We start from the raw sequence: 12,723 nt of genomic DNA, 5'->3' as shown, positions 1-12,723 counted from the left end.
GAAGTTTTCGGACCGCGTAACCATAGAATTGAAGTGACACGGGGAGCCTGGATCGGGCAGTTCGATCAACGAGCCATCGAGCCATCGGGCAATCGGACAACAACATTGACGTACACGGCCTGCCCACCAGCCCCTTCTACATAAGAAAGGATGAATAATCATGAGCAACCGAATCACCGCCTTGGAAAAGGCCATGAACGAACACGGCCTCGACAGCCTGCTCGTCACCGACCCTAAGCATGTTTATTACCTGACCGGTTTTGCCAGCAACCCGCATGAACGGTTTCTCGGCCTGCTGCTGACTCGCGGCGAACAGCCGCTCCTGATCGTACCCGCCCTCGATGCCGAGGCCGCCCAGGCCGCATCCTCGGTAAAAAACATCATCACGCATGCCGACACGGACAATCCGTACGACCTGCTTCGGCAGCAGTTCAAGAACACGATCGGCACGCTCGGCATCGAAAAGGAACAGATCAGCGTGGCGCGCTACGAACAGCTGCAGCAGTCGGTTGGCGCCGGGCAATACGAAGATATCGGTCCGCTGCTGCGCGCGATGCGCGTCAGCAAGACACCGGAGGAAATCCAGCGCATGAAGCATGCGATTGACCTGATTGAAGAAGTGCTGCGGCAGGGCCTCTCCCGCGTGAAGCCGGGTGTGACCGAGATCGAAATCGTCGCCGAGCTTGAATATTTAATGAAGAAACTCGGTGCGGACGGTCCTTCGTTCGACACGATGGTGCTGACCGGACCGAAGACGGCGCTCCCTCACGGCACGCCAGGTCAGACCAAGATCCAGTCCGGCGACCTGCTCATGTTTGACATGGGCGTCTACGCCAACGGCTACGCTTCCGACATCACCCGAACGTTTGCGGTCGGCGACATTTCGCCGGAGCTGACGAAGATTTACAACACCGTGCTGGAAGCCAACCTGCAGGGCATTCAGGCGATCAAGCCGGGCGTGACGCTGGCTTCTATCGACCAAGCGGCCCGCCAAGTAACGGAGGACGCAGGCTACGGCCAGTACTTCATGCACCGTCTCGGTCACGGCCTCGGCATGGATGTCCACGAGTATCCGTCCGTGCACGGCGGCAATACCGACTTGGCACAGCCGGGAATGGTTTTCACCGTGGAGCCGGGCATTTATGTGCCGGGACTTGGCGGGGTGCGGATCGAAGACGATATCGTCGTCACTGACAACGGCGTTGAAGTCCTGACCTCGTATCCGAAAGAATTAACGGTTATCGGCGGCTAATGCCCTATGAAACGGCAAAACCGGAAGACCTCATCGACAGATGGATCTTCCGGTTTTTTTGTGCTGCAACCATTCAGCTTATCTATTGAACAGCGGCAATCATACAGTGGCCGTCTGCTCTGCTTAATCCTCGTCCTTGAATTTGAAATCGCGGGCGATATATAGAAACGGCGTTCCCACCGCGGTCAGCACGAACTTGATCAGATACGTCGTCAGGAAGATTTCAATCCAGACCGACAGCTCGTAACGTCCGGCAAAAGCAATCGTGCAGAAAATAAGCGTGTCCACCAGCGAGCTGATCATCGTGCTGCCGTTGTTGCGGATCCAGAACTGGTTCCGCTCGCCGAACAGCTTCCGCAGCCAGGCATACAGGCGCACGTCCAGGAACTGGCTGACGAAGTAAGCCGTCAAGCTTCCCAGCGCCAGGCGCGGCATCAGGCCGAAGATGTTCTGCAGCGATTCCTGCGCGAGGTCGCTCTCGTCCGGCGTAAAGAACAGCGCCATCTGCATCAGCAGCGTCGTCATCAGCAGCGTGAAAAAGCCGAACCACACCGCCTTCTGCGCTTCCTTCCGGCCGTATTTTTCGTTCAGCAGGTCACTGGTCATATACAAACTGACATACATCGTGTTGCCAAGCGTCAGGACGATGCCGAAAATATCGATCGTCTTCGTCACCTGAATGTTCGCGATCACCGTCGCGACCCCGATCCAGGCGTACAGCCCCTTTTTGCCGAATAAACGGTAGCACAGCAGGTACAGCGAAAAATTAACAAGTACGAACAAAATACCCCACAACAAATTGTACACTCGTGTTCCTCCTAGTTTTGATTACGCGGGATGGTTGCGAACCGCGGTTTTGGGGTCTTTGTCTATTCTATCAAACCCAAAACATGTACTACTCTATCACACGGAAACCGAAGTTGCCATGTTTTTTTCTGGGACCTGAAAATGTCTTGGGCAGGCTCCGGAACCACCGGGAGACACAGCTGCAAACAAAGACTGCCCACGTTCCGGCGTTCGCAGCCGGCATGGGCAGTCTTTTCAATATCGCATATAACATGGATCACACTCGTTCATCGTCCTGAACAAGGCACAAGACACCGCTTTACTGCACGTCCGAATTGGTAAAATACAGCGTCTGCGGTCCGGCCGCTCCACCGGTCAGGCTCAGCTCGGCCGCGATTGTTTTGCCCTTTTTGTTCACCGTAAATTCGGTAAACTTCCAGGCGTTCTGATAGTTTACGAACGGCGATTGCAGCAGATCCCTGCCCCAGCCGATCACATAGTGGCCCGCGCCGCCGGAGGGGTTATCGTACACGGAAATGGTCCGTTTGACGTCCAAATCGTTGTTGATGGCCACGCTGAGGTTGTACATGACCCCATAGTTGCCGTTGTTGATGACGGTTCCGCCGTCCACCGCGTTCCAGCCTTCCTCATACTCACCCGGCATGCTGTCGCTCCACGGACCGCTCGCCGCTGAGGAAATGCGGATCAATGAATTGCCGCTCGACGTATTGTAGTCCAATGTGCCGGTACGGTCCGCATGAGGGAATGTCCCGCGCACGTGCACATCCTTCGGCAGAATCGGTACGTCCAATGGGTTGGCCGGCTGCTCTTTATAGCCCAGCGTCGTGACCGTGACGGTCGCGTCCCCATGCCCTTGCTGCGTATACGCGGCAAAATTGGCGATGCCGCTGGCGGTGTGCGTATTTTCCGCAAGGGCGGTCAAATAATAGCTCTCTCCCGGCTGCAGGATTGCTTCCTTCTTCTGGGCCGCACGATTGCTCATAAAATCAGCCAAGGCCATCTGACCGGCGACATCCGGATAATAATCCGTCGCAAGCCCGATCCCCTCCGAGAACAGCATGACAGGCTCGGCGGACGTGTTGGTCACAGCCACGGCCACGGTCAGCGGCTCACCGGTCATATTTTGATGATGCCAAAATACGCGGAATGATCCGGTCACCGCATCCCTGTAGTAAGCGCCTTCAACTTTAGGGGATTCCGGGGAGTCGCTCAGGATCAGGGATCCGCCCGTTCCCGCCAGCACCGGTTTCACCATGGGGACCGCCGGTTTTAGCGTCTCAATCGGTACCAGCTCCGCGTCATCCGCAAAAGCCGCAGCCGATCCGGACAGCAGAAGCGTGCCCAGCAGGCCGATGTTCAGCAGCCATTTCGTCTTTTTCATGCTCATTCCCTCCTGAATTTGTAAGAGTATCCTTCCAGGTGGCGATCGTGGGATGTCATTTCGGATGGTTAACATGTTCGCGAAGGCGAAGTGTTTTCCTTTTTTTAGGGACTGCGGCCAAAGACCCATTTCTTGGGATTGTTTCGTGACGAATCTATTTTACCCGATGGTGCGGGGCTCTCAAACATCTCAGCGCTGTTAAGGCTTGCTGCGGCACGTATCCTTTCTCCGCGGCCCCTCCCCGTCCTGAGGACAGTTCGCTTGGGTTCGTCAGCCAGTCCTTTGGTCGCAGAAAATAACGTCGAATGGTCTAGATTTTTATTGCAATCTAAAAATGCCGATCCTCTCAAGCTATACTTTCTCATATCAAAAAAAGAAACCAAAGCCCGCCAAGGCTTTGGTTTCTTCGGACGCGTCCGCAAGCTTACGCATGCGCCGAGTCAAGCTCAACATGATTGTTGTTAAACGTATCCTGGTCGTTCTCTTTCAAAATTTTACTCGAGATCAGACCGGCCGTGATCGAGTCGTTGACGTTCAGCGCCGTGCGTCCCATGTCGATCAGCGGTTCAACCGAGATCAGGAGACCGGCGAGCGCCACCGGCAGGTTCATCGTGGACAGCACGATCAGGGATGCGAAGGTGGCACCACCGCCGACGCCGGCAACCCCGAAGGAGCTGATGGTTACGATCAGAATCAGTTTAATAATGAAATCCCAGCTTGTCGGATCGATGCCGACCGTCGGTGCGATCATTACCGCCAGCATCGCCGGATAAATACCGGCGCAGCCGTTCTGGCCGATTGTGGCACCGAAGGTTGCCGACAGGTTGGCAATCCCTTCCGATACTCCAAGCTTCTTCGTTTGGGTTTCCACGTTCAGCGGGATGGTTGCCGCACTGGAACGGGAAGTGAATGCGAAGACGAGCGTCGGAAATACTTTGCGTACGTATTGGATCGGGTTGAACCCGAACAGCGTAATCAGAATCAGATGAATGATGAACATGACGATCAGGGCCACATACGAAGCGCCGACAAACTTGGCCAGCTTCAGAATCTCATCGATATTCGTGGTAGCGGTCGTCTTCGTGATCAAGGCCAGGATGCCGTATGGCGTCAGCCTGAGCACCAGTGTAACGATTCGCAGGACCACCGCATAGACCGCTTCGACCATTTTGCGGAAGGTAGCCGCCTGCTCCGGTTTTTTACGGTCAATGCCGAGAACGGCAACTCCGATAAAGGCCGAGAAAATAACGACAGCCAGCGTCGAGGAGCGGCGTGCTCCGGTCATATCCGCGAACGGATTGGTTGGAATGAATTCCAGCACCTGCTGTGGGATCGATTTATCCTTCACGTCTCCCACTTTTTCTTCCAGCTTCTGACCTTGCGCTTGTTCGCGGTCTCCCGCTTGGATCTCAATCGCCTTCAGGTTAAAGGACAAGCTGGTTACGATACTTACCGAAGCTGCAATCGCTACGGTGATGAGCAGAACAGCGATGATCGAGCCGCTCATTTTGCCGAGGTTCTGTCTGCCCTTCAGGTTCATGATCGCCGAAATGATCGAAACCATGATCAGCGGGATGACGACCATTTGTAACAAGCCAACATAACCGCTGCCGACAAGGCTGAACCAGTCGGTAGACTTGCTGACGACCTCCGATTGCGTGCCGAAGGCCCATTGAAGGATAAATCCGAAAATAATACCGAGCGCAAGGCCGGTAAATACGCGTTTCGTGAACGATACGTGCTTCTTCTGCATCCAGATCAACAGGCCGATCAGGATGAGCATCACAACGACGTTCACCACAGTCCAAAGTGTGTCCATCTCTCTTTCGTTCTCCCCTCTTATAACAATAATGTTAACGCCTGTCCCTGCGGCTTGCCCGCGGGCAGGTCGCTTGCTTTTTTGGGCAATCTGTGAAACTGGACTTTAGTGTAGCATAATTCATACTATTTGGGTAGGGTTAATTTCATGTTAGAATTTGCTGTAAAAAAAGAAAAAAGAAGCCATTCGCCAAAGTGTACTTCGGAATGACTTCTATTTATTACCCGCATCCTGCTCAAAACTATACCGTCTTGGCGGATATTCCCATGATTTGATACACCTGCTCCAGATCGAGATGCTCTCTGACGAGCGACGCAACCCGGTCAAACTCCTGCTCCTTCAGCCCCGATGCGGAGAAAGTCTCCTTCACCGGGCGGAGCCCTTTGCTCTCCCGGATCCGGTCAAGCCATAAACGCCGAAGCCGGTCGTTATGAAACACCCCGTGCAGATAGGTGCCCCAGATCCGCCCGTCCAGCGTCCCCCAGCCTTCAGCGGCCGGCTGCTCTCCGTCCGGCCCCAGCTTAAACACCGGGGCCATCTGCTCCCCTTTCAGGCTGCGGCTCTGCCCCATATGGATTTCGTATCCTTCGACGAAAATCGGTTCGCCGGCGGCCAGCAGGCATCGGCTCTCCGCGGACAGCAGCAGAGGGGAATGGTCCGCAACCCGGCCGGTCACCCGGACCGTACGCTTCTCTTTGGCAAACGTCGTTGCGACCGGCAAATAGCCGAGTCCTTCCTCCTCGCGGGCGACGCCACCATCGGCGGCGAACGGATCATGCAGCATTTTGCCGAGCATCTGGTACCCTCCGCAGATGCCGGCCAGCTGCGCATCGCCCGATTCGACGGCTGCGGCGATCGCCAGTTCGAAGCCCTGGCTGCGGAGATACTGAAGGTCCCCGATCGTATCCTTCGTCCCCGGCAGGATGATCACATCCGGATGACCGAGATCGGCGGCCTTGGTAACAAAGCGGACCCGGACATCCCTTTCCTCCTGCAGCGGGTCAAAGTCGGTGAAGTTGGAAATGCGCGGATAGCGGATGACGGCAATGTCGATGTCCGCTTCCGGGCTTGACTGCCCTTTAGCGGTCCGCTCATCCAGCACGACGGAATCCTCGGCCTCGATGCGGATGTCCGGGATATACGGAAGCACGCCCAGCACCGGAATGCCGGTCCGCTCCTCCAGCCAGTCCAGCCCCGGCTGCAGCAGGGACAAGTCCCCCCGGAACTTGTTGATGATAAAACCTTTCACCCGCTGCCGTTCGTGGGGCTCCAGCAGTTCTAAGGTACCCACCAGGAACGCGAACACCCCGCCCCGGTCGATGTCCGCAACGAGCAGCACGGGCGCATCGGCCCAGCCGGCCAGGTTCATATTGACGATGTCCCGGTCCTTCAGATTAATCTCGGCCGGGCTGCCCGCACCTTCCATCACGACGATGTCGTACTGCCCGCGAAGCCTGTCGAGGGCTTCCAGCACCGTGTCCTTCGCTTCCGGCAGAAAGCGGCTGCGGTAATCGGTCGCGCTCATGTGTGCCAGCGGGCGCCCGTGAACGACGATCTGCGAATGCATATCGCCCGTCGGCTTGATCAGGATCGGGTTCATATCGGTGGTCGCCTCGATCCCGCAAGCTTCGGCCTGCATCCCCTGCGCCCGTCCGATTTCCTTGCCGTCCGCGGTCACATAGGAATTCAGCGCCATATTTTGCGACTTGAACGGTGCCGTGCGGTATCCGTCCTGCACGAAGATGCGGCAGAGCGCCGCGGTCACGACGCTTTTGCCGACGTCCGAAGCCGTTCCCTGCAGCATCAGCACGGCTCCCGGTGAGCCGTCCTTCCGTGTTGTATCGGTTAATTCCATCGCGTCTGCCTCCTAGTCAAAAACGGTAGATGAGTATGGTCAGCACGAGCAGAAGCACAGTCTCAATGCCCTCGTTCAGCGCGCCGTAAGTATCGCCGGTTAAACCGCCGAGCTTGGCGTTCATCCGCCGCCCTGCCCACCATCCGGCAGCCCATGCCGCCAAAGGAAGCAGCAGCCAGGCTAATCCGGCATGAAGCCAGGTGATGCCTCTATAATTCCAGATCCCGGCAGGTCCGTAGGGAAGCAGCGGAGACAGCAGCGCCGCGATCAGGGTGAGCCCTGCCGCCAGCAGGAAGGACTCCATGCTCTGCTCCCGGGTCATGCCGTTGAAATAGCTGCCCGCCAGTCCCTCTTTGCCCCGCGCCATCGGCCAGGAAGCCATCGCATGGACCATGAACCAGCGGCTCCATACCGGCGGCAGCAGCAGAAGCAGCGGCGGGAGGCCGCCGAGCAGCAGCGAGTAAATCAGCGATGCCTTCAGCAGCAGGAGCAGCACGCAGGCCATGACGCCCATGGCCCCGACCCGGCTGTCCTTCATGATCTCCAGCATCCGCTCCCGCGAGCGGTAGCTGAGCAGGCCGTCCGCCGTGTCCATCCAGCCGTCGAGATGCAGGCCTCCGGTCAGGCCGACCCACAGAATCAGCATGAGCACGGCGGCAGGAAGCGGCGGAAGCAGATACGAAGCGGCCGCTCCGCCGATCCAGACGGTCAAGCCGACCGCCAGCCCGACCAGCGGATAGAAGCGCGTACTCCGGCGAAACAGCTCTGGCGTATAATCCAGGGTCATCTTGACCGGAAAACGGGTCAGAAATTGAAAAGCGGCCGCAGCCGCCTGAACGTTCATTTTCATAGGTGATACTCCCTGCTCTTGAGCTCGATCGGAATGCCGGCCGTCACCAGAAAGACCTGGTCGCTGACGGCCGCTACCTTGCGGTTCAAGATGCCCGCGTAATCGCGAAACACCCGGCCCAGCCGGTATTCCGGCACGATGCCGTCGCCGACCTCATTGGTGACGAGCACCAGCGGAGCGGGATACGCCTGAATCTGATCCACGAGCTGGTTGATGGCTTCCATGAGGCGCGGTTCCATATCCTCCTCGCCCTCATGCGCCAGAAGCGTATTGGACAGCCACAAGGTCAGGCAGTCCACCAGCACGGCCGGCGCGCGATCTTCCGCGGATGAAGCTGCGCCAGCAGGATCAGCCTGCCCTGTGCGCAGCACCTGCAGCAGCTCCGCCAGCCGCAGCGGCTCCTCCCGGGTCTCCCAGGGATACGCCGCTTCGGTGCGCTGCTGCCGATGGAGGGCGATCCGCTCCTCCATCTCCCGGTCAAAGGCTTGCGCCGTCGCCACGTACACCGCCTGCCCGGCGTGGGCCATCATCCAGCGCTCTGCAAAGGAACTTTTGCCGCTGCGGGCGCCGCCTGTTACGAGTACGCTCACTCGGACGTCACCGCCTCGCCGCCGGAGATGCCGGCGCTTTCGAAGGTGGCCATCTCGCGCACGATGCGGCATGCGGCATCCACCAGCGTCAGGCCGAGCACGCCGCCAGTGCCTTCGCCGATGCGCATGTCCAAGTCAAGCATCGGCGCCAGCCCGAGCTCCTGCAGCAGCAGGCGGTGCCCCTGCTCATGCGAGGCGTGGGACGCGATCATGTATTCCGCGGCCAGCGGACAGATTGCCCGCGCCAGCAGAGCGGCGGCGCTGGAAATAAATCCATCGATGACCACGGGACATCGATGGGCGGCGGCGCCGAGGATGACGCCGGCCAGGCCGCCGATTTCGAGCCCGCCGACCTTGGCGAGCACATCGATCGGGTCGGCCGCGTCCGGCGCGTTGACGGCGAGCGCCTTCTCGATGACACCGATCTTATGAAGCAGGCGCTCGTCGGTCAGGCCTGTCCCGCGTCCGGCCGCTTCCTTGACCGGCGTGCCGGTCAGCGCGCACATGACGGCCGAGCTGGCCGTCGTGTTGCCGATGCCCATTTCGCCGGTAACGAAAATGCGGACGCCTTGCGCCACCGCTTCCTCGACGACGGCGATGCCGATCAGGATCGACTGCTCTGCTTCCTCGCGGGTCATCGCCGGCCCCTTGGCCATATTGGCCGTCCCGTACTGCACCTTGCGGGACACCAGCTGCGGATGGGCAAGGTCGCTCTTCACCCCGATGTCGACGCAGACGATGTCCGCGCCGGCCAGCCGGGACAGCACGTTGACCGCCGCGCCTCCGGCGAGAAAATTGAGGATCATCTGCGGCGTCACTTCCTGTGGGAAGGCGCTGACGCCTTCCTCGCACACCCCATGGTCTGCGGCCATGATGATAACCTCTTTGCGCTCGAACAGCGGCTTCGTCTCGCCGGTTATGCCGGCCAGCTGGATTGCCAGCGACTCCAGCTTGCCGAGGCTGCCCGGCGGCACCGTCAGGTTGGCGATATGGGCTGCCGCCTCCTGCGACGCGGCCTCATCCAGGGGCTGAATCCGCTCCACGTACTGCTTCACAAGTTCGTTCATCTTGCATCTACTCCCTCTCTTGTAAAACTGCCTTCAAACCGATCAACTCACAGCACGCCTACTTTCCGCACTCGTTCTCCGCGCTGCTTTAATCCTACCGCTGCCTGGTCACCAGCACCTGCGGAATACCGCTGACCGGATGGGGAACAATGACCGGCTCAATACCGTATACCAGACGGATCGTTTCCTCGGTAAGCATGTCTTCCGGCGTTCCCATTCCGACCGCCTGCCCGTCCCTTAATACCAGCAGTTTATCACAAAACTGCGCCGCCAGGTTCAAATCATGCAGGACGGCGACGACCGTGATGCCCTCTTCCTTCCGCCACTGTGCCACCAGCTCCATGAACTGGTGCTGGTAGCGGATGTCCAGGTACGTCGTCGGCTCGTCAAGCAGCAGAATCTGCGGCTCCTGCGCCATCACTTTGCCTAGGGCGACGCGCTGGCGCTGCCCGCCGCTCAGCTCATCCAGCGGGCGGTCCGCAAGCGCGTGCAGCTGCAGCTTCTCCATAATGTTCTCGATCAAGGCGTCAGGATCGCCGCCCTCGTCCCGGCCGAGCCAATCCTGGTACGGGTAACGTCCCATCTCCAGTACTTCCCTGACCGGATAATGGACAGGAGGAAGGCCGTCCTGCTGGAGAACGGCCATCATGCGGGAGAGAATTTTCCGGTTATAGGCAGAGGCTGGTTTGCCGTGAATCAGCACCTCGCCGCTGCTGACCTTCTCCACGCCGGAGATCAGCTGCAGCAGCGTTGACTTGCCGCTGCCGTTCGGCCCGATAATCCCCCACCATTCGCCTTCCTGAACCGACCAGTTGAGGCCATGGAGAGCTGTGATGCCGCCATACTGTTTCCCTGCTTCCCTGATCTCGATCATGTCCATCTCCCCTTCCGCTGCTTTTTGTTCCGGTACAGCAAATAGGCAAAAAACGGAGCGCCTACGAAGGCCGTCACCACGCCGAGCGGAATCTCCGTCGGCGCCAGCAGGGAGCGGGCGATCGTGTCAGCCCAGACCATGAAGACAGCTCCGCCGATGGCCGACAGCGGAACGATCAGCCGGTAATCGGGACCGGTGATCAGTCGGATCACATGCGGAATGACGAGTCCGACGAACCCTATAATGCCCGCAACCGACACCGCGGCAGCCGTGAGCAGCGTGCTGACGAGCAGCACCCCCAGCTTCACACGATCCACATTCATTCCCATATGGGCCGCCTGCCGCTCACCTAAGGACAATAGATTCAGCGCGCGGGCCCGGCTCCAGACCACCGCAAATCCCACTAGAAAATACGGCAAAAGGATGGCCGTATACGACCATCCACGCAGGCTGAGGCTGCCCATTGTCCAATATATAATTTCATTGATCGTCCGGTTCGACATCGCCGAAAGGAAGGATACGACCGCTCCGAGAAAGGACTGCATCACCACGCCTGACAGAATCAGGCTGTTCGTCGGAATTTTTCCGCTCTCCCTGGCCAACGCGATGACCATCCACAGCGTCAGCATTCCGGTCACGAAAGCGACCGCAGGCAGCGTCCAGCCGCCGAAAAACGAATACTGCAGCCCGAAAAAGATCAGGAACGACGCGCCTACCGCCGACCCCGAGGAAACCCCGAGCGTAAACGGATCGGCGAGCGGGTTGCGAAGCACGCCCTGAAATCCCGAGCCGGCCACGGCCAGAGCCGCGCCGACCAGCATGCCCAGCAGAATCCGCGGCAGCCGCACCTTCACAATAATCTGCTCAAACGATGCGTTCCACGTCGGGTCGATATGGCTTCCGATCCATGGAATCCGGTGCAGCAGAATGAGGGCGATGTCCCGGATCGGCAGCGCGACCGAGCCGATCCCCAGACAGATCAGCAGGGTCAGGACGAGCAGGACGATGCCGATTCCTCCATAGCCTGCCAGCTTTTTGCTCATTATTTAAACAGGTCCGGATAGATGGCCTTCGCCACTTCCTTCAGGCCCTGCGTGACGCGCGGGCCCGGACGGCTCAGCAGATTGTCGTCAAGACCGATGACCGCATCGTTCTTCACGGCTGTAATCTGGTCCCAGCCGCTGCGGCCTTTAATGATGTCGCCAAGGCTTTTCTTCGTCTTCTCGTCGATGACGCTTTTGGCATACAAAATCACGTCCGGATTGTCCTTGATGATTTTCTCTTCGCTGATTTCGCTCCAGCCCTCGGTATCCGCCGCCACATTTACGCCGCCGGCCAGGGTGATCAGCTCATCCATGAACTCACCCTTGCCGACCGTCCAGCCCGGCGAAAATTCGATGTATACCTTTTTCTTCTGCTCCGGCGTCAGCGATTTGACTGCTTCGGTAACCTCATTTTCCTCCTGCTTCATCTTGTCGACCACCGCTTTGGCTTCCGCCTGATGGTCAGTGATGAGGCCGTAGGTTTCGATATTTTTGATCACGTCATCGACTGTCTTCGGATCGGTCTTGAAAATTTGAATGCCAAGGTCGCGCAGCTTCTTCACCGCTTCCTCGCTCATCGAAATGCCCGTGAATACGATGTCCGGCTGGGCCGCAATGATCGCTTCCTCGTTCGGTTTAGTAATGCCGCCCATTTTCGCCTTGGACTTGGCTGCTTCCGGATAATCGTCATAATCGGATACCCCGACGATCTCGCTGTCCAGACCAATCGCGAAGAGCGCCTCCGTCTCTGCAGGAGATACCGAGATAATATGCTTCGGCGCTTCCTTGAAAGTAAAGGACTCTCCCGTCGCATCCTGAATGGTCAGCGGATAGGTTGTTTTCAGTTCGTCTGTCTTTGTCTGCGACGCACTGTTATCCGTGTTTTGCTCCGTCTGGGCAGCAGGCTGCTGCGAGGCGGAGCTGCCTTCGTTCTTGGCGCCGCAGGCGCTCAATGATAAGGCAAGCAGCAGCGCCGCGAGGCCTGTGGACCAGCGTTTCAACGTTACGTTCATGATTTCGTTCTCTCCCTCTTTGTCTATCGAATAATTTGCACAAAAGAGGCCTGACCGGTATACGAAAACGGAATAAACCTGACGGAAATGCTAGAGTTGCAGCGCCGCTGCTCACCATGAGCAGGTGTATGGCGTCTGCCGCTCCATTCTTTGTCAACTAAAAAACCCTGAC

Annotated in this window: 11 protein-coding genes; 1 reads left to right on the top strand and 10 read right to left on the bottom strand. The window is 58.3% G+C overall.

The genetic code is table 11. The features are described from left to right. Positions 1-160 precede the first annotated feature (160 nt). The gene (locus tag MKY74_RS08875) at positions 161-1,252 is read left to right on the top strand and encodes a M24 family metallopeptidase (protein WP_076173409.1); all 1,092 of its coding nucleotides are present in this window, start codon (positions 161-163) and stop codon (positions 1,250-1,252) included. A gap of 123 nt (positions 1,253-1,375) precedes the next feature. Here MKY74_RS08875 and MKY74_RS08870 read toward each other — a convergent pair whose 3' ends face one another. The 10 genes from MKY74_RS08870 to MKY74_RS08825 all read right to left on the bottom strand — a co-directional run bounded on the left by MKY74_RS08870 (position 1,376) and on the right by MKY74_RS08825 (position 12,551). After that, entirely contained in the window at positions 1,376-2,059 is a 684-nt protein-coding gene (locus tag MKY74_RS08870) for a queuosine precursor transporter (protein ID WP_076173410.1), read from the bottom strand. Positions 2,060-2,357: 298 nt separating this feature from the next. After that, positions 2,358-3,440, bottom strand: a complete 1,083-nt coding sequence (locus MKY74_RS08865) for a hypothetical protein (protein ID WP_076173411.1) — start codon at positions 3,438-3,440, stop codon at positions 2,358-2,360. Between the two features lie 424 nt (positions 3,441-3,864). Beyond that, positions 3,865-5,259, bottom strand: coding sequence for an L-cystine transporter (locus MKY74_RS08860; RefSeq protein ID WP_076173412.1), 1,395 nt, complete (start codon positions 5,257-5,259; stop codon positions 3,865-3,867). Positions 5,260-5,500: 241 nt separating this feature from the next. Further along, positions 5,501-7,114, bottom strand: a complete 1,614-nt coding sequence (locus tag MKY74_RS08855) for a cobyric acid synthase (RefSeq protein WP_076173413.1) — start codon at positions 7,112-7,114, stop codon at positions 5,501-5,503. Positions 7,115-7,130: 16 nt separating this feature from the next. Further along, a complete protein-coding gene (gene cobS, locus MKY74_RS08850) occupies positions 7,131-7,964 on the bottom strand; it encodes an adenosylcobinamide-GDP ribazoletransferase (protein WP_076173414.1) in 834 nt (277 codons plus the stop codon). Beyond that, positions 7,961-8,554: a bifunctional adenosylcobinamide kinase/adenosylcobinamide-phosphate guanylyltransferase gene (cobU, locus tag MKY74_RS08845; protein ID WP_076173415.1), complete on the bottom strand. Its 594-nt coding sequence runs from the start codon at positions 8,552-8,554 to the stop codon at positions 7,961-7,963. The genes cobS and cobU overlap by 4 nt, the downstream gene beginning before the upstream one ends. Then, positions 8,551-9,621 carry a nicotinate-nucleotide--dimethylbenzimidazole phosphoribosyltransferase gene (gene cobT / locus MKY74_RS08840; protein ID WP_076173416.1) on the bottom strand — a complete coding sequence of 357 codons (1,071 nt, stop codon included), beginning with the start codon at positions 9,619-9,621 and terminating at the stop codon, positions 8,551-8,553. The genes cobU and cobT overlap by 4 nt, the downstream gene beginning before the upstream one ends. A 94-nt stretch (positions 9,622-9,715) precedes the next feature. Further along, positions 9,716-10,495: an ABC transporter ATP-binding protein gene (locus MKY74_RS08835; RefSeq protein WP_076173417.1), complete on the bottom strand. Its 780-nt coding sequence runs from the start codon at positions 10,493-10,495 to the stop codon at positions 9,716-9,718. Further along, positions 10,492-11,538 (bottom strand): FecCD family ABC transporter permease, encoded by a 1,047-nt coding sequence (locus MKY74_RS08830; protein WP_076173418.1) that lies wholly within the window; start codon positions 11,536-11,538, stop codon positions 10,492-10,494. Before MKY74_RS08830 ends, MKY74_RS08835 begins: the two co-directional genes overlap by 4 nt. Next, entirely contained in the window at positions 11,538-12,551 is a 1,014-nt protein-coding gene (locus tag MKY74_RS08825; protein ID WP_076173419.1) for an ABC transporter substrate-binding protein, read from the bottom strand. The genes MKY74_RS08830 and MKY74_RS08825 overlap by 1 nt, the downstream gene beginning before the upstream one ends. Between the last annotated feature and the right edge of the window lie 172 nt (positions 12,552-12,723).

It is taken from the genome of Paenibacillus sp. FSL R5-0378 (assembly GCF_038009285.1).
Taxonomy (GTDB): Bacteria; Bacillota; Bacilli; order Paenibacillales; family Paenibacillaceae; genus Paenibacillus_AQ; species Paenibacillus_AQ favisporus.
Note: the sequence above shows the minus strand (reverse complement) of the source record. Positions and strands in the feature narration are given on the sequence as shown.